Source organism: Vibrio sp. PID23_8, from assembly GCF_003584965.1.
Lineage (GTDB): Bacteria > Pseudomonadota > Gammaproteobacteria > Enterobacterales > Vibrionaceae > Vibrio.
Genome location: NZ_LIXE01000009.1, coordinates 122582 through 139939, shown reverse-complemented (window position 1 = coordinate 139939; position 17358 = coordinate 122582). Strand labels below are relative to the sequence as shown.

15 protein-coding genes and 2 pseudogenes are annotated in these 17358 nt (G+C 38.6%); 7 read left to right on the top strand and 10 right to left on the bottom strand.

The window, feature by feature from the left end:
• Nucleotides 1-832 precede the first annotated feature (832 nt).
• On the bottom strand, nt 833-1123 hold the full coding sequence (locus tag AK966_RS15190) for a type II toxin-antitoxin system RelE/ParE family toxin (protein ID WP_005377002.1): 291 nt from the start codon (nt 1121-1123) through the stop codon (nt 833-835).
• On the bottom strand, nt 1113-1361 hold the full coding sequence (locus AK966_RS15185; RefSeq protein WP_005377003.1) for a type II toxin-antitoxin system Phd/YefM family antitoxin: 249 nt from the start codon (nt 1359-1361) through the stop codon (nt 1113-1115). The genes AK966_RS15190 and AK966_RS15185 overlap by 11 nt, the downstream gene beginning before the upstream one ends.
• 286 nt (nt 1362-1647) lie before the next feature.
• Here AK966_RS15185 and AK966_RS15180 point away from each other — a divergent pair, with 286 nt between their 5' ends.
• Entirely contained in the window at nt 1648-2013 is a 366-nt protein-coding gene (locus AK966_RS15180; protein WP_119464480.1) for a hypothetical protein, read from the top strand.
• Nucleotides 2014-2059: 46 nt separating this feature from the next.
• Here AK966_RS15180 and AK966_RS15175 read toward each other — a convergent pair.
• A pseudogene (locus AK966_RS15175) lies at nt 2060-2389 on the bottom strand (transposase); the annotation flags it as partial.
• 67 nt (nt 2390-2456) lie between these two features.
• Here AK966_RS15175 and AK966_RS15170 point away from each other — a divergent pair.
• On the top strand, nt 2457-3053 hold the full coding sequence (locus AK966_RS15170) for a glutathione S-transferase family protein (RefSeq protein WP_119464479.1): 597 nt from the start codon (nt 2457-2459) through the stop codon (nt 3051-3053).
• A gap of 153 nt (nt 3054-3206) precedes the next feature.
• On the opposite strand, the gene AK966_RS15165 is transcribed toward AK966_RS15170, so the two are convergent.
• A complete protein-coding gene (locus tag AK966_RS15165) occupies nt 3207-3704 on the bottom strand; it encodes a GNAT family N-acetyltransferase (protein WP_119464478.1) in 498 nt (165 codons plus the stop codon).
• On the bottom strand, nt 3701-3973 hold the full coding sequence (locus AK966_RS15160; protein ID WP_075172915.1) for a DUF1778 domain-containing protein: 273 nt from the start codon (nt 3971-3973) through the stop codon (nt 3701-3703). Before AK966_RS15160 ends, AK966_RS15165 begins: the two co-directional genes overlap by 4 nt.
• A gap of 246 nt (nt 3974-4219) precedes the next feature.
• Here AK966_RS15160 and AK966_RS15150 point away from each other — a divergent pair, with 246 nt between their 5' ends.
• Entirely contained in the window at nt 4220-4972 is a 753-nt protein-coding gene (locus tag AK966_RS15150) for an SDR family oxidoreductase (RefSeq protein ID WP_119464476.1), read from the top strand.
• A gap of 33 nt (nt 4973-5005) precedes the next feature.
• Here the strand turns inward: AK966_RS15150 and AK966_RS15145 are convergent.
• From AK966_RS15145 to AK966_RS15135, 3 genes and pseudogenes are all read right to left on the bottom strand, one after another.
• A pseudogene (locus AK966_RS15145) lies at nt 5006-5747 on the bottom strand (IS30 family transposase).
• Nucleotides 5748-5846: 99 nt separating this feature from the next.
• Nucleotides 5847-6611, bottom strand: a complete 765-nt coding sequence (locus tag AK966_RS15140) for a hypothetical protein (RefSeq protein WP_099079361.1) — start codon at nt 6609-6611, stop codon at nt 5847-5849.
• A gap of 29 nt (nt 6612-6640) precedes the next feature.
• A complete protein-coding gene (locus AK966_RS15135) occupies nt 6641-7660 on the bottom strand; it encodes a glycosyltransferase family 2 protein (RefSeq protein ID WP_119464475.1) in 1020 nt (339 codons plus the stop codon).
• A gap of 359 nt (nt 7661-8019) precedes the next feature.
• Here AK966_RS15135 and prsK point away from each other — a divergent pair, with 359 nt between their 5' ends.
• The 4 genes from prsK (at nt 8020) to xerC (ending at nt 14729) form a co-directional block, all read left to right on the top strand.
• The gene (prsK, locus tag AK966_RS15130) at nt 8020-10047 is read left to right on the top strand and encodes an XrtA/PEP-CTERM system histidine kinase PrsK (RefSeq protein WP_182852710.1); all 2028 of its coding nucleotides are present in this window, start codon (nt 8020-8022) and stop codon (nt 10045-10047) included.
• A 67-nt stretch (nt 10048-10114) separates the two neighbouring features.
• Nucleotides 10115-11452, top strand: a complete 1338-nt coding sequence (gene prsR, locus AK966_RS15125) for a PEP-CTERM-box response regulator transcription factor (protein WP_099079467.1) — start codon at nt 10115-10117, stop codon at nt 11450-11452.
• Between the two features lie 73 nt (nt 11453-11525).
• Nucleotides 11526-12797, top strand: coding sequence for a hypothetical protein (locus AK966_RS15120; protein WP_119464473.1), 1272 nt, complete (start codon nt 11526-11528; stop codon nt 12795-12797).
• Nucleotides 12798-13757: 960 nt separating this feature from the next.
• Entirely contained in the window at nt 13758-14729 is a 972-nt protein-coding gene (xerC, locus tag AK966_RS15115; protein ID WP_099079468.1) for a tyrosine recombinase XerC, read from the top strand.
• 9 nt (nt 14730-14738) lie between these two features.
• On the opposite strand, the gene AK966_RS15110 is transcribed toward xerC, so the two are convergent.
• Nucleotides 14739-16037 (bottom strand): putative O-glycosylation ligase, exosortase A system-associated, encoded by a 1299-nt coding sequence (locus tag AK966_RS15110; protein ID WP_119464472.1) that lies wholly within the window; start codon nt 16035-16037, stop codon nt 14739-14741.
• A gap of 87 nt (nt 16038-16124) precedes the next feature.
• Nucleotides 16125-17255 (bottom strand): glycosyltransferase, encoded by a 1131-nt coding sequence (locus AK966_RS15105; RefSeq protein WP_119464471.1) that lies wholly within the window; start codon nt 17253-17255, stop codon nt 16125-16127.
• Nucleotides 17256-17358 lie beyond the last annotated feature (103 nt).

Sequence of the window (17358 nt, the reverse complement as noted above, 5' to 3'; positions counted from 1 at the left end):
GGTTGTTATAGAATCTCATAGAGTCTTCTCCGTTTTGGGTTTCGTCGCCTTCCAGCTTAGTCGAGAGGCTAAGTTGGAGGAGAAGGCTCAATGAGTATCAAACTGCTCAAGAGGGATTCGCAACGCGTGGCATTTTTACTATGCGTTGAATTTAGTGATTAAGGTGGTTTGCGGCAACATCGGTATTGCGTTGCTCACCCCTTAGCAGGGCGTTAGTTTGCAAGAGGAAAAACGCAGCTATATCGCAAGATCTAGTGGTAAAAGCTCAAGGTTTAAGTTGTCGTATTGGCTTTTAATTTTAGTGTTAACTAGTGTGGTGATAATCCAAAATTGGCATCGTTTCAACGGTTGGTTTGTTCTTTAGTACGGTGACTTTGGGGTTAACTGAGTCGAACTTTTTTGCTGAAACTCTGCTCGTTGAGTTTGTTGATACAAAAGCCGATTTACTCGCTGAGATGGCGTTTTCTCTGGTGTGGTAAGTTCATGTGGTTTCAGTAGCTTTGTTGAAAGTCCGCATTGTGAGATTGGTTTTCCAAAAGTGCTCTTTGGTGTTGTGAGTTCGTTTTCTGCGGCGTTGTTTATTCCACGTGGTTTCATTGAGTCGCCGCTTTGAAACTACGCCTGATTTGAGTGCATCAAACACATAAAGTTTATTGTTTGCAAAGTTTAAAATGACTTAAAATCAACGCCTTGGGTTTGCAAACTAACAAACTGTTCAAGAGGGATTCGCAACGCGTGGCATTTTCACTATGCGTTGGTTTTGGTGTTTAAGGTGGTATACGGTGGCATCGGTATTGCGTTGCTCACCCCTTAACAGGGCGTTATACCGCAATCAATCATCTAACCTTTTCATGGCTTTACGGTAAACATCGCTACGTTCGCGTTTTCCGACTGCTAAGACGGTTACAATGATGACATCGTCTTCAACTTTGTAGACGAGACGGTAGCCAGATTGACGCAACTTAATTTTATACATGTTGTCAGCTCCAGAAAGCTTTGAAGCCGGAACATGTGGGTTATCTAAGCGTTCTATCAGCTTTTTCTTAAATTGTTGTTGCAGAGTAGAGCCAAGCTTTTTCCACTCTTTGAGTGCGCTCTTTTTAAAGTCGAGTTTATAGGTCATCAATATTTACCGAAATGCTCTCTTCAGATTCACGCTCCTTAGCGATAGCTAGTAGTTCAAGATCCTCGAGTCTGTCCATCATCATTTCGTACGCTTCGGCAGGTACACAATAAAATGCGGGCTCATTTCGGTTTAATACAGCAACAGGTTCGCCATAAGCACTAGTTGCAACTTTCATAGGGTTAGCTTTCAACTCGGTAATGCTTGCAGCAACATCGGCTAAAATTCTAGTGGTCATATAATCGGTCTCTTAAGTGGTCTTTATGTTGGTCATTTTAGCCTCAACCAAGCGGTATAACAAGTTGCTTAAGAGTGATTCGCAACGCGTGGCATTTTTACTATGCGTCGGTTTATGTGTTTAAGGTATTATGCGGAGGCTAAGGTATTGCGTTGCTCACACCTTAGCAAGGCGTTATGAGCCTCATCCTAATGTGAAGCCTGTCGGGAATCTCGCAATACAATATGAGCTTAGTTGCTATTGGTAATAGTCTAAGGAGATTGTGCAATCCAAAGGATTAGAAAGGATGCTTGAACGTATAGAAAAAGTACTGGACCTGAATGATATCGCTTATGAAAGCGGCGAAACTAGAATGTACATCAAACTAGGTGGTTTATGCTCACAAATCAAAATTCATTATGACTATGCAACCAATACTTATAAAGTTAGCTGCGGGGAGTTGCGGCTGTTCATATCAAGCATTGTATTTTTCTGTTTAGCCTTCAATAATCTTCATCAACCTGATATGCAGTTGTGGGTAGGGTACGGTTCAGGTTTAATGTTCGCAACAGCAATCGGGAATCTGTTTTCAATAATTTCGACAAATATACAATTACTAGACTTGCGTGCTCAACTAAGACAAGAAGGCGTATTCTTGAAATACGGCTCATAACAAACGACTATGGCGTCAATAGCTAATTTTTCGCTATGTTCTCATCCTACATGACGCCATCTCTTAACATAGAATTTAGTATCACAACCATCTTGCGAACGCAGGCTATGATGGCAACTTTTTTAGGTTTTCCAGTAGCAACAAGACGAGTATAAGTCGCTTTAAATATTGGATTACATTGCATGGCAGACATCATCGCCATATATAAAACTGGCCGTACTTGTGCACGTCCACCTTGGATTACTCGCTTGCCCTTGTAGCGTCCACTTTCTCTCGATATTGGGGCAACGCCAATGAGAGAAGCAGCTTGCTTATTGGTGATGTAACCTAACTCAGGCACATTACTGATTATCGATGCCGCAGCGATGTTTTCGATGGCACACTGGTTTTTTGCCCGTTAACATGGCGTTATGCGGTTTAAAAAAATAAATACGGAGAATGTAGTGATTGTATATGGAGATTTGCAGTCTGGTAACTGCTTGAAAGTAAAACTACTGTTGTCATTTCTAGAGATTGAGCATGAGTGGAAACACGTCAATATCTTGGAAAAAGAGACTCAAACACCCGAGTTTCTTACTCTAAACCCTAACGGAAAAATCCCAACCGTTGTTTTGAATAATGGGCAAGTTTTGAGTGAATCAAATGCAATATTAAGTTATTTCGCTGAAAGTACAGCATTCTTGCCTGAAACTCGGTTTGAAAAAGCAAAAGTGTTCGAGTGGCTTTTCTTTGAGCAATACTCACATGAGCCTTATATTGCTGTCGCTCGGTTCATACAAAAATATCAGGGTATGCCGGAAGAGCGAATTGATGAATATAACTCTCTTCAATCTGGAGGCAATAAAGCGCTACAGATTATGGAATCACAGTTAGGTAAGTCTTCATTCTTAGTTGGTGACTGTGTAACTATCGCAGACATCGCTTTGTATGCCTATACTCACGTCGCACATGAGGGGGGCTTTAGCCTTGATAGCTTTCCAAATATCGTAAAATGGTTAGGTAGGGTTTCATCAATGAAAGGCTATGTGGGCATGGCGTAACCAACCGCATAACAAACGCTTTAAGACGGATTCGCAACGCGGGGAATTTTTGGTTTCAATCAGCTTAAGTGTTTACGGTGCAATGGTTTAGGTTAGGTGGTAACGTTGCTCACTACTTAACGCGGCGTTAGTTTGCTGTAGGCTAGCGGTTAACTAGCCTAAGCTTGCTCTCACATCAGCAATGGTGATGAAGAGTTTATGTTCTGCGTCTTCAAATGCTTGAAAACCATAGCGTTCATAGAAGTGTTTCGCACCGTCTTTGGCGTCAACGATAACAACTGGAAATGCAACGCTATCACTAGCTGCTAATAGCTTTCTGAGCGCGTCGATAAGCAGCCACTCGCCAAAGCCTTTCCCTTTGTATCGGTCATCGACGGCAAGACGGGCAATCAGACCACCAGAGGTGGATGATTGGTGCTTTTTTTGTAACTTATCAGGAAATGCCTTTAAGTCAATTGGTGCCATTGTTAGCGTGTAAAACCCGATGACATGTGAGTTGTCGCTATCATCTTCCAAAACAAACGTTCTGGTGTTGTCCTTCTTTGCTTGCTGACTCGCCATTACTTTTAAGTAATTATTGAGAGCATCGATGCCGCAGTTGAATCGGTTTCTATCGTGTTTAGCTTTATCTAGAAGTACCGTATTCATCATTGAGTTTTGCTCTCGTATCGATCAGCAGCAGCTTTTAGTTTTGAGTTCTGTGTTGCAGGACGGTCTAAAGCTTCCATGAGCAATATCGCATCTGCTTGGCTCAGTTTTAAAGCCTGTTCACGTTCGATGACTTGTTTAGCTTTTTCGATTGCAGCGCTTAGAACAAACGAGTTGATGCTAGACATGCCGGCGATCGCGGCAGCCTTAGTAAGTAAGTCTTGTGTATCGACATCAACTCTAGCGGTGATGCGAGGCAAAGTAGTAGCCATAATGTTATCTCCTGTTGTGTCAAAATGTCACATGTGTATTATGGTCTTAAAGTATGCAATAAGCAATCTCTGTGTCACTTTGGCACGCAAGTTAACAAACAATTTAAGAGTGATTCGGCACGCGTGGCATTTTTACTATGCGTCGGTTTTAGTGTTAAGGTTGTATGCGGTGGCAAAGGTATTGCGTGCTTCACACGTTAATTGGGCGTTATGCATTTCTCCAATTTTACGATTCAAGGATGATTTATGAATGATTCAAAAGTGGTTTTAATCACAGGTGGCGGCCGAGGCATCGGCGCAGCGACTTCCAAATTATTTGCGTCAAAGGGTTATGCGGTTTGCATTAATTACAAGTCCAATTCAGCTTCGGCCGAAGCGTTAGCTCAAGATATTAGAGCTGCGGGTGGCCGTTGTATTACAGTTCAAGCAGACGTCTCCGTTGAGAATGACGTATTGAGGCTGTTCGAACAAATTGACGATGAGCTAGGCTCATTATCTGTACTCGTGAACAATGCGGGAATTTTGCGTAAGCAGTCTCGTCTTGAGGATCTGACGGCCGACAGAATCAATACAATTTTGACTAACAATGTGACTAGCTACTTTCTTTGTTGCCGAGAGGCGGTTAAACGTATGTCTACTCGTCATGGTGGCGACGGTGGCGTCATCGTAAATGTTTCATCGGGAGCAGCTCGCTCTGGCTCGCCCAATGAGTACATTAATTATGCTGCTTCAAAAGGAGCAATTGATACGCTAACAAAAGGCTTGTCACTAGAAGTTGCCTCAGAGGGCATTAGAGTTAATTGTGTCCGTCCGGGGCTGATACATACGGAAATGCATGCTTATGGTGGTGAACCTGAAAGGGTTGAGAGGTTAAAGAGTATTATTCCTCTTCAGCGTGGTGGTAAACCAGAAGAAGTGGCAGAAGCTATTTATTGGCTCTCATCGGAAAAATCATCGTTCTCGACAGGAAATTACTTAGACCTGTGTGGTGGTTTATAAATGCTTAGTATCAAGTTTGAAGTGCGACACTTTTTACAGATGCGCATGAATATACTCCGGTGGTGTTCTATACCAAAGCCTTTTGCGTGGGCGCATATTTAATTTTGTGTGCAATTTCATTGCAGAGCTTCTGTGTCACGTATGACATAGAAGTTCGTTTTGGTAAGTATTGTCGTATCAAGCCATTGATGTTTTCATTAGTGCCTCGCTCCCATAAATGGTATGGATTTACAAAGTAAAAATGTTTTTCTAGTTGTGCATAACCATGGAATTCAGTGCCGTTATCAGCAGTTATAGTTTTAAAAGGTAAATCAGAGCGGGTCATGATTTTGCTCATTCTCACATTGAGTGATCCCGTCGTTCGGTCGTCTAATTGGCCAATAAAAGTGTAGCCAGTCATTTTGTCGTTCCAAATATGCTGATAAATGAGCTCGTGGCTCATTGTTGGATAGCCTCATACCCTTAGGTATCCGACGATTTGGTCAGGACTCCAATCCAGTCGTAGCAAGGCATCAGGCAACCTAAAGTCGATTTCGCTGTAGCGCTTGTTTCTGCGTGACCGGCTCAGTCGATTACGAGCCATTTGTTGGGGGCTCCATGCTTGATAGGAGTACCTTTAAAGTGTCTGTTGTATCGGGAATTACGTTCAATTTCTCGATAGATAGTGGCTTTGTGACGACCCAGTTGTTTAGCTATTTTTTGTGGTACTAATTCCTTGCTTTCTGAGTACAGAAATCATATACCTTTCGTGCTCAGTGAGGTGCGTGTATTTCATGTTTTTTACTTCTTGGCGGGAGCAAACTTCATGATTATCGCATCTCACTGTTTTTATGTTCAGAGGTGTCGCACTTCGTACTTGAATCCAAGGTCACAATTAGAGGGTTATTTGTGATTTTGCCAAGCATAAAATTCTTTTCTTTGTCTTGAGGTAAGCGTTTTCAGCCTTCAAGGACAGTTCATCTTCAATTATGATATTTTCATAATTAGAAGGTTTTTTGCTAACGAATCCATTTTTTATATTTTCCGAGGAATCCCCATGTTTCCTTTTTCCAGACAGTTCAAAAAGTTTATATTCTGAATTAAGAGTTGGTTTTAAATTAAACCAATGAGAGATTTTATTTAATGTATAATCAGTATTATTTATTATAGTCTCGGAATCTAGGTAGTATACATCTTTCGTTTTGGCGTATTTAACAGCTATGTTTTCTATTTCGCTTAGTCTTTCTATGTAATATTTAGTTGCAAGGTCCACTCTCGCAAAATCGTGACTTGGATTGACTCTTTGGTAGAGTTTTACGATGCTTTTTATAGCCATATCTGGTCTTCTTAACATAAAGAAAAGAGACACATTATCTTGTTGAAAAATAGATTCTTTTATATGGTGTTCATTGTGCAGAATTTTGTCAAAATAGTAATCCGTTACAGGTTCTGCTGGGTTTTCACGAGAGAACTTTATCTTTTTTCTAATCAAGCTTTTCCAGCTGTAGTAACCAATATGGTGCTCATAATATCCTGATATATTATGATGGCTGCCAAAAATGTGCCCTAGTAAAGTAGTATTTGCTCGCATATGGCTTATAAGAATGATGTGTTTTTTCGGTAACAAAAGTGCTGGTTTTTTAATAGCTTCGACTAACATGTTAATTCCTTTTAAATGTTACGTATAGACTATTCTGAAGTGGGATTTTTGACTTTATATATTAAAGTTAAACCACTTAAATACAAAGAGAATAGAAACCATTTTAAGCTGAATCGAACACCTAACGCTTGTCTTGAAAACGATGCGCTTTTTTCGTAATCTTTGTTTCTATATAATTCTTCCGTCATTTTTTTTAAAATATACATTTTATTCCTAATGCAAACATCCCTAACATTAGATGTTTTTGAAAATATTAATCCTTTGTTATACATTCTAAGTTGGTAAATAAATCTTTCTATATCAGAAGATACGGTAGAAACATTATCTTTTTTCTTAGCGTTTGGAATGTTGTGTCTAGCTATAAATCTTGGACTGAATAATATTATTCCTTGCGCTAAGTCTATCGTTCTCAAGTAAAGATCTCTATCTGACTCGTAACGAATGTCTTCATCCATACCACCAATTTTTTCAAAAAATTCTTTACGGATGATTGAACAATTAAGATGAGAAAATCCATTGCTTTTAGTTAAATGGGTAACATCTAAAACCGTATTTCCTAGGTTGTCTTGCTTAGTATCCTCGAACCGAGAAATTAAATCTTCAAGCCATATACAGTTGCTGCTTTCCTGGCCATTTGGATCGTATGCTTTCTGATTTGTGTAATAAGCATCAACGATTTCTGTGTGAGATTTAATTGATTCATGTGCAGTACTTAAATGCTCATTATCAATCCAAAGATCATCATCGTCTAGAAAACATAAGTACTGACCGTTAGATACTTGTGCACCATAATTACGTGAGTAACTTGAACCATGGCCTTTAGGTCTGTGTATGAGATTGTAAAACCTGACGTTAGCTTGGCAGCCTGATTCTATCTCTTTGTACATTTTCATCGATTTGTCATCACTACCGTCATTGACAATAATGATTTCTATATTATCGAATGTTTGGTTGATCGCAGACTCAAGAGCACGTTTGAACAAAATCGGTCGATTTCTTGTAGGTATAATGACAGAGAAAAAAGGGACTTGTGATGTACTATTATCCATAAAATTACTCTTCCCAATCGAATTAGCGAGTACACAGAACTCACAGAGTGAACATTTAAGTACATCGGCATCACCTAGAAAGGAGCCTAACACTCAGCTAGTTCATGTTAAAATTCTACATTTAACTATAACACCAGATCTTTGAAAAGATAGTAAGAATGGCTTTTACTATTAACATTATAGTAGAGGTATACATCACTAATTTATCAATAGTAAAAATGTAATTATCTCTCGATATAGCTTCATACGACAAGACTTGTCTATCCTAAAGCATAGATTAGTGATTTAGTCTAAAGTGTAGTGTGGCAACTCTAAAATTAGCAACGTTTTGAGAAACTCAGTTAACAAGGATATTGGCTGTGGAAAATTGGCTAGGGACAGTGGGCTACTCTTTGTCAGGAGCCGTATATCTATTTTCATTTCTTTTGTTGATCTTTACACAAACAACGTCACAGCAACGAACTTTGCTTGCAGCTACATTTGCTGTGGGAGGGCTGTGGTCGGCGGGCTTTGCGGTGCAAAGCTATTATGGAAACTTTGCGCTCTACGTGTTTAGCCTAGAAACATTGAGAAACGCAATGTGGATAGCCATACTGGCCAATCTTTTAGACCGTGATGTTCAATTTTTCCGTTTGGTTGCAGGCAGTAAGCTTAGAGTGTGCATTTCGACGTTGTTAGTTTTGTGTTTCATCATAGAAACAGGCCTTGGAGGGGGCACGGGAAGATACGAGGTATTCCTCATCCTTCACCTCGCTCAAGCGATTTTAATTCTTTGCTTGATCGAGCAACTCTATCGTCGCACAGCAAAGGTTCATCGCTGGAAGGTTAAGCCGCTATGTTTAGGTCTTGGTTTAATCTATACCTATGATCTCGCCTTTTTTTCCGATGCTTTACTTATCCAACGGATTGACGAGAGCTTTTTATATGGTCGTGGCTGGGTTTCTTTAATTGCTATTCCATTCATTCTTCTCACTGTAAGACGATTCCAGCAGTGGTCTATTCGAATTTATGTATCAAGAGATATTCTTTTTCATAGTACGTTGCTAATAGTATCAGGGGGGTACTTATTAGTGATGGCGCTTACAGGCTACTTGATCAAATATTTGGGGTATAGCTGGAGTAACATTGCTCAGTATGTCTTCCTGGCACTTAGCTGTTCAGTTTTGGTTAGTCTGTTCTTATCTGAATCATTGAGAAGCCAACTAAAAGTTTTCATTGTTAAACATTTTTATGAAAACAAATATGATTACCGTGAAGAGTGGATGAAATTTTCCGCAACGTTAGAAAGCGATAGTTCCACACCTTATCACGTTGCGCTGACTTCAATGATGAAACCTTTTAACTGTGAACAAGGACTTTTGTATGAAGTTAAGAATGACAGGCTCATCCAACGTGCTGAAAATAATGCTGTCTCACTTTATTATCAAGAGAACTTGACTAATTTGTCGAGGCAAGCAATTGAACACGATTGGATAGTTGATATCGATGAGGCTAAGAGTAAACCAACTTCCATGCCATTTGAGTTCAATCATGAAGATATCGAGAATGTGGGTGATATAAAATATATTGTTCCTGTTTCTGGATCGGGAAACTTAAAATTTGTTTTCTTAATATCAAAAATCAATAGCACTAGTAAACTTGATTTTGAGGACAGAGATTTGATGAAGGTTATAGGTACACAACTTTCAGTCTTTATCAATCTACATGTCACGAGCTCACAACTGGCGGAAAATGAACAATTTATTGCATTCAATCAAATGTCGACATTTCTCATTCATGATTTAAAAAATGTGTTGGCTCAACTTGAATTACTTTCTAAGAATGCGATAAAGCACAAAGGCAACCCTGAATTCATTGACGATGCGTTTGTGACTATTGACTCTGCGGCGTCACGCTTAAACAAAGTGTTATCACACCTACGCAAACATCGAGTCCAAGATAGCGGAATAGAAAAAACCAACTTGTGCGAAGTTGTCTTGCAAGCTTGCACTGAAAGAAAGAACACATCACCTTCACCCATTTGCGACATACGACCTGATGAGAAGGTATTTATAGAAGCAGATAAAGAAAGGATGAAGAATGTGTTCTCTCACATAATACAAAATTCACAAGATGCAACTCAGCCAGATGGATGTGTAACCGTCTCGAGAATTAATAAGAAAGGATTCTTTGCTGTCAGTATTGAAGATGATGGTATTGGTATGTCTGAAGAGTTCGTTACCAAGCGGTTGTTTAAGCCTTTTGATACAACTAAAGGCAACGCCGGTATGGGTATTGGGGCGTATGATGCAAAAAAATTTGTTGAGCAGTTAAATGGGTACATTGAAGTCAGCTCGGTTGAGGGGGTCGGGTCAAGATTTGATGTATATATTCCTACCGACAAATAAAACTCTACTATAATCAGAATAATAGTCATGGTGTATAAAAGTGAAAGTTGTGCCAGAGGAAGGTGTGATGGAAAAGCTACTCGTCGTAGAAGATGATATTGGTATTCAAAAGCAGTTAAAATGGACACTAGATAACTATGATGTGGTATTTGCCAATGATAGGTCGTTGGCGATCTCATCCCTTCGACGCTTTACACCTAGGGTGGTCACATTAGATTTGGGTTTGCCTCCGGATGAAGAAAACGCGAGCGAAGGGCTTGCTACTTTACAAGAAATTTTGTCGTTGAACCCAAGCTGTAAAGTCATTGTAATCACTGGAAACGATGACAACCAGAATGCACTTAAGGCAATCAAGTTAGGTGCCCATGACTTCTATCAAAAGCCAATTAACGACGAAGAACTGACCGTCATCATTAATCGAGCTTTTCTGGTTTCAACGTTAGAATCAGAGAATGCCAAGCTTGATGCTATCGATTGTAGCGATACACCTATCATTGGCTCCAGCCCTAAGATGATGAAAGTTAAATCCATGATTGACAAAGTCGCTCCAACTGAATTGACAACGTTATTATTAGGTGAAAGTGGAACCGGTAAGGATCTCATCGCACGAGAAATTCATCGTAAAAGCAGCCGAAGTGATAAGCCATTTGTTGCAATAAATTGTGCATCGATACCTGAAACCTTATTAGAAAGTGAACTTTTTGGTTATGAAAAAGGAGCGTTTACAGGAGCGCAGAAAACAACACCGGGTAAAATAGAATGTGCCGACGGTGGGACGTTATTCCTGGATGAAATTGGCGATATGCCCTATTCATTGCAAGCCAAACTGTTACGCTTTTTGCAAGATAAAATTATTGAACGAGTTGGCGGAAGAAATCAAATATCTGTCGATATCAAGATTGTATGTGCCACGCATCAGAATCTAAGAGAAATGGTGTTAGAAAAGACATTTAGGGAAGATTTATTCTATCGTATTAGCGAAATTATTATTGATATTCCGCCATTAAGAGAACGCAACGAAGATGTACTTACTATCAGCAGAACTCTATTAAACCAATCTGCTGACATGTTATCAAAGAACTTCAATGGATTTAGCGATGAAGCCATGAATGCGATACTATCTTATCATTGGCCAGGTAACATTCGAGAATTACAGAATAAAATTAAGTCAGCAGCATTAATGAGTGAGGCTAAACTAATATCTGCCGAAGATTTGGGGCTAAATTCAAATCAATCGACAATAGAATTCAATCTCAAGGTCACCCGTGATAAAGCAGAAAGAGAAGCCGTATCAAAAGCATTGACCTATTGTGATGGGAACTTATCAAATACAGCCAAGTACTTAGGAATCACTAGGCCGACTCTTTATCAACTTTTAGATAAATACGCATTGAAGAATTCTTAGTTGTTCGCAATTGGCAAGAACAAATTTAATTCTTTGGTCTATTTTTTAGAACTGGATTTATTAGGGTTATAAAGTGAATGTTACCATCATTAAATCAAAAATTACCGAATCAGCTAAAGAAAATGTAATATTGTTTTTATTTATTATCCCTTTAGCTACAGCCTTTTTCTTGCTGATAAATGTTTATCTTCTTAGCATCGGTTTTTATGATGATATCAATACAGTATTTGATTTTGACCAAGCTTGGTTTATCGAAACACTCGGCTATTCATCTTACGATTGGAAGATAAAGACCGCACACGAATCTCCTCCATTACTAATAAAGCACCCATTTCTTTACTTGTATCGTTTGCCTTGTGAAATATTTCAGTTTTTTGGGATAAGTCCTGAAATAAGCGTTATATTCGTGTGCATTATATTCCATGTTGGATTGATTATTGTCGCTTATTTTATATTTTTTGAAATACTTCAATGTGCATTTAAAGCTTCGTTAATGACATTATTCATGTTGTGTAGTTCTACTTTTCTCGTCAATGGTATTGTTCTGGATTCGTATGTACTTGCTGGGTTCTGGATCTCATGTTGTTATTATCTATACATAAAAAGTTACAATAAACCTGGCTTAGAAGTGACATGGTTAAAAATTTTTGTGTATACGATGGCAATAGGAACCACTACCTATCTATTGTTACTCATACTACTACTTGAAGTTAGCTTGCTGACAACGAAAAAAAACAGTTTAAACAATAAGGATATATATAAGTATCTGATTAGTGGGATTGTTCGCTTCCTACTTATATTTGGCACACTTTTTTTCATCTGCTATTACCAAAGTATTTACGAGTTACTTTCTAATCCTGTAGAAGTCATAAAACGGACTCTTTGGTCCGTTGTCCGACCTGGCGAGAAACAAGGTTTGCTATCAATTATGACCACGTTCTTGGCACATACTTTTATTGCACCTTTTCATCATGTAGTAGAAATCGGTCCTGACAACTTGATGGCTGATTTTCGTTCTGGTCGATTTAGCTTCATTGGTTACATAGGGTTAGGCGCATTGATGTTTTTATATATACGCGCTTTCATACACCGAGACTCTTTACTTTTTATCGCTGCAGTTTGGTTGGTTATCACTATGCTTTTTCATGTTGAATATCAGGATCGTGGCAGCTTATTCTTGTATACAGGGCACACGATGTTAGCTTCTTCGATCATTATCGCATTTGGATTCAAGGGGTTACCATTAAAAAAGGTAGGCCTTTTAGCTGGGCTTCTGATTATCAGCATCGCATATAATAACCTAAATGCTATTTTTTATGCGATCCAAAGTGTATATCTGGTATGAGAAAATATTAATAGTAATTGCCTTCATAAGGGATGTTATTACCAAGGTGACACTGTAACGCAGTAGTGTGTGAGATCGGCAATCATATTACCTAGAGGACTGTTCCGATGCGTCTTTCATTGGGGAAAGTTTCCTCAGTACTTGCAAAGCGAACTGCCACACCACAAAATCACAGCCGTTGAAATACCAGGCAATGGATATTTGCCTTGAGCAAAGTCGCCAACTTCTATTGATGAAATGGCAGAGAACGTGCGAAATCAATGTACCAAAAATTGTAAAATTGATGTCGTTACCATCTCCATGAAGGAATGATAGCCCAAAATGGGCAGAAATGTATCGCGTGGAGATTGGCAGCCTAGTACGTATTAATACCGCGCCAAAGCTTTTTGTCCATTTTATCATCGCTGGCCACCAAGAAATTATTATAAAATCTTTATGTCCTTGTTCTCTCCACCACATAGTCGTGAATCTCTAATACATGACGATCTCCAACAAACTTTCGTTATAAAGCTACCAAAACGATAGCTGAAAGATGGCATAAATCTTTGTTCATAAATAGCTACGATGGTCAAAATATTACACTGATAACCCACTTTGGCTTTGTAAATCGTTGACGATACTTAGTACCTTACTTTGAGTTATACATGATAGCTCAACCAGGCATTGCTCTGTCTTATAACAATTTTAGTTTCACCTTCTTCCATAGGTTCAACTTGGTAAGATTTTACTAGTTACGGCGTCACTCTAATAGATCAAGTTTATTTTCTTATGATGCCAGATTACTGTTTTTCCGTTCTACATGAATTCAAATCAATTTCTACTTATGTAAATGTATATTTTCAAAAGTAGCTTACAGGAACTAGCGATTTTGTTAGTATTCAACTAGGATAAATTTCAGTTGGAAACTTAACAGTGCATAACGCAAGTATGGTCAACAAACGAAATGAGGATTGTGAACCAATGATTACGACAACATCGCTTGCAAAGTACCAAGAGAACGAAAACGCAGTTTTAGTAGCTGGTCATCAAACTAGAAATCCTGCTATTTCGTATTTACAAAGTTTGCCGAGTCGTAAAAGCCGACGCACCGTTGCATCATGTCTCAACTCATCGGTTCGACATTTTGGAGGTAAAGATATTCAAAATTGGGTATGGCACGAACTCAGTAATGTCCACTTGAGATTTATCGTTGATAAGCTTTTAGAACTGGGTCGTGCACCAAGGACTATAAATCTTTACTTAGCCGCATTAAAGGGCGTTGCTAACGAAGCTTTCATGATGAAACTTATTTCTTCAGACACCCTAGCTCTGATCAGAATGGTTAAATCAGTTAAAGGTCATCGTATTCCCAAAGGCCGCTCTTTAGACAACGATGAAATAGATAAGATATTTCATCACCTCGATCAGAAATTAGACGTAATAGCCATACGTGACGCAGCGATAATCAGTTTAATGTTAGGTGCAGGATTAAGAAGAAGCGAAGTTGTTGCGCTTGATTTCGCACATCTGTCATTTCGAGATATGTCATTGATCGTACATGGAAAAGGAAATAAACAAAGGCGAGTTTACCTACCGGCTCAAAGTTGGGAGCGGATAATGCAATGGATTGAAAAAGTGAGAGGTGAGTACCTCGGACCTTTGTTTACCCGTATCAGACGTCACAATGACGTGACACAAAACCGGCTGTCCGATCAGGCGATATACTATGTTTTACAGCGCCGCCGTGAGCTAGCAATGATACAAGATGCGTTCGCTCCCCATGATTTACGCCGAACTTTTGCCTCCGGTATGCTGGAATGTGGTGAGGATCTAGGTACATTAAAAGACGCCTTAGGGCATGCAAGTATTACTACAACGCAGCAATATGACCATCGCCACTTGGAGCGATTAAAAGATGCGAGGGTACGATTAAATACACGCTTTAAACTATAGGAGAAATTTTTAAAGTGCAGTGATACGCTCCGTATTAATTTGCATTTGTGATTCTTTTTTTAGAGTAGATAAACAAATAATCATAGCAAGAAGTACATAAAACAGTTCAAAATATGCCATCGATACAGCTGCTCCTGACACACAATAAGCCGTCAACGAAACTTTTATCATTCGTGCTAATTTAGACTGCCAATGACCTTTAAAGTATTTTTCAATTGATGATAGCTTCAAAAAGGCCAAAATGATGATCATCAAAAACAAAAATAGACCAACGAAGCCGTGATCTCCTAGCACTTGAAAATAGATACTGTGTGCCGCCCAACCTTTATCACCCGGAGGCGCAGATCGAATAAAACTTAATTTGTCAAAATCATACGCTAAATCTCGCCAAATATGGCCATATTGAGGTGCTCGGAATCCACCTCCAATAAGTGGCCTCTCTAACGCCATAAGGGTGTGTATTTTCCAAGAAACGAGTCGAGTAGCGAAAGATCCGTCGCTTTCAGCAGTTTGAATGGTTTCCATACGTTCAAACCATTTGTCTGGGAGTAGATCTATAGCAATGAAACTTAATGCGGCAAATCCAACAGTCGCAAGTAATTTTTTTTCAGATTTGACCCAAAAATATGCACCAACAATTAACAGGCCAATAAAGCCACCACGGGATTTTGTACCTAAAACAGCCAGAACACATACAAATATAAGCCCTATGAGACCTATTCTTAGCCACTTTTCCGGTGTATAAGAAATTAAATAAATAAGCAATGGTATCGCCATAAGAATAGCTAATGCCATATGGTTGTTATCGCCTAAAATATGACCATAAGCTCCGTGGACCTGGTGAAAGCCACCAGATTTTATGAACTTCAAACCTTCAACAAGTGCAAAAAAACCAATCGATAGAGCAATGATCCATATCAATAGGTTGAAGTGATTGATATTTCTAACTGTTAAATAAATAAATATAAACAGCAGAATAACTTTGAAAAAGTTATCCCATATAATCCATGAAACAGATGGTGGTATCAAAGTCATACTTGTTGTTATTGTCGTATGTAAGAAAAATATCAAAACTAAAAAAAACAGAGAGTCGAAATGAACACTTGGCTTTTGTTTGTAAAAGGCGTAAGCGATAATCGCACTTCCAGCAAATATTACGTTGTATCTGATAGCTTCAGCGAATCCGTATAGCCAGTATATGGGAACAAATATTCCTGACCACAACCAAATGGATACAGCAATAAAAGGCTTTCTAAATGAAATGAATAAGATTATGGCAAAAAATATTATAAATACTAAGTCCCTCATCAGTCTTCATCATCCTCAATTTTGTTCGCTCTAATACAGACGAAGACCACCATAACTAAGCAGCATGCAAATAAAAAGCTTTCCATACTAATTCGCTACCGTTTTATAGATAATATTGTATGCATCTACCATCTTGTCTTGACTATAATCAGAAACAATTCTTTGTCTTGCTTTATTAGACATAGCATGGAGACGTTCTCTATCATTAAATAGGTCAATCATCTTCAGATAGTATGTATGTTTTTCATTGTTTTCCAAGCTTACCCCTGTTTGTTCATTCAGGATTACTTCTTTAATTCCACCAACGGATGTCACAAGGTGAGGTAGTCCCATTGCCATAGATTCGAGAAGTGTCATCGGTATACCCTCAGCTATGGATGACATAACAAATACATCAAACATTCCATAATAATCTCTGACGTTTGTTTTTGAACCAGTAAATATCACTTTTCCTTTCAAACTTTCATTTTGTAAAGCTTGCTTTTCGAGTTTATCTTTATCAGGCCCACTACCAACGATAACAAGTAAGCAGTTGTCTTTGAAACTATTACTTTCTGAGCATGCCTGATAAAATTGTTCTATTAGAAAACATTGGTTTTTTATTGGATGTAGCCTAGATACATGACCAAATACAAATTTATCTTTATAAATACCTTTATTGGTTTTACTTGCAAAGCTAGGGTTATAATATTTAGTATCGATCCCGTTCCTAATTAGATTCAACTTTTTAACTGGTAGACGGACATCATTTAACATCCAATTATGTAGGTCTAAGGAAACAGAAACGAAATGATTGATGAATGGACTCATTAACCGTCTCAATATCTGGTACTTTTTTATACTTCCATGAATGTCATATGAGTCTCTTCCATGCTCAGCATGAATTCTAAGTGGGACGCTAGCTATACACGCTAGCCATTGATATTCTATCGTAGATAAATTGTAACTATGCAGTATATCTGGTCTGATTTTTTTGATGAGATTAAACAACTTTAGATGTATTGAAAAATCATGACCTTTTGTCTTGTGTAGTGAGTAAAAGTTTGCGTGTTCTTCCACTTCATTAGCAAATGCACCAACTTCCGTCAGCGCAATAATACTGTGCCTATATTGTTCTTGATCTAGTGTTTTAATGCAGTCCGCGATCACTCGTTCCAAACCGCCGATATCGAAACTATAGACCAGATGACATACATGAATTCTTTCTTCCTTAACCATACAATCATTCTGTCTTTAATACATTCCATTGCCTAATGGTAACTCTAGGACTAGATTCGAAAATTTGCAAAATCATTGGTTATGGTCTTTAACTACATATGTT

What these genes read in the sequence shown, in the direction of transcription:
- AK966_RS15190 (WP_005377002.1), bottom strand. Translation starts at nt 1,123, where the DNA reads ATGACCTATAAACTCGACTTTAAAAAGAGCGCACTCAAAGAGTGGAAA.
- AK966_RS15185 (WP_005377003.1), bottom strand. Translation starts at nt 1,361, where the DNA reads ATGACCACTAGAATTTTAGCCGATGTTGCTGCAAGCATTACCGAGTTG.
- AK966_RS15180 (WP_119464480.1), top strand. Translation starts at nt 1,648, where the DNA reads ATGCTTGAACGTATAGAAAAAGTACTGGACCTGAATGATATCGCTTAT.
- AK966_RS15165 (WP_119464478.1), bottom strand. Translation starts at nt 3,704, where the DNA reads ATGATGAATACGGTACTTCTAGATAAAGCTAAACACGATAGAAACCGA.
- AK966_RS15160 (WP_075172915.1), bottom strand. Translation starts at nt 3,973, where the DNA reads ATGGCTACTACTTTGCCTCGCATCACCGCTAGAGTTGATGTCGATACA.
- AK966_RS15150 (WP_119464476.1), top strand. Translation starts at nt 4,220, where the DNA reads ATGAATGATTCAAAAGTGGTTTTAATCACAGGTGGCGGCCGAGGCATC.
- AK966_RS15140 (WP_099079361.1), bottom strand. Translation starts at nt 6,611, where the DNA reads ATGTTAGTCGAAGCTATTAAAAAACCAGCACTTTTGTTACCGAAAAAA.
- AK966_RS15135 (WP_119464475.1), bottom strand. Translation starts at nt 7,660, where the DNA reads ATGGATAATAGTACATCACAAGTCCCTTTTTTCTCTGTCATTATACCT.
- prsR (WP_099079467.1), top strand. Translation starts at nt 10,115, where the DNA reads ATGGAAAAGCTACTCGTCGTAGAAGATGATATTGGTATTCAAAAGCAG.
- xerC (WP_099079468.1), top strand. Translation starts at nt 13,758, where the DNA reads ATGATTACGACAACATCGCTTGCAAAGTACCAAGAGAACGAAAACGCA.
- AK966_RS15110 (WP_119464472.1), bottom strand. Translation starts at nt 16,037, where the DNA reads ATGAGGGACTTAGTATTTATAATATTTTTTGCCATAATCTTATTCATT.
- AK966_RS15105 (WP_119464471.1), bottom strand. Translation starts at nt 17,255, where the DNA reads ATGGTTAAGGAAGAAAGAATTCATGTATGTCATCTGGTCTATAGTTTC.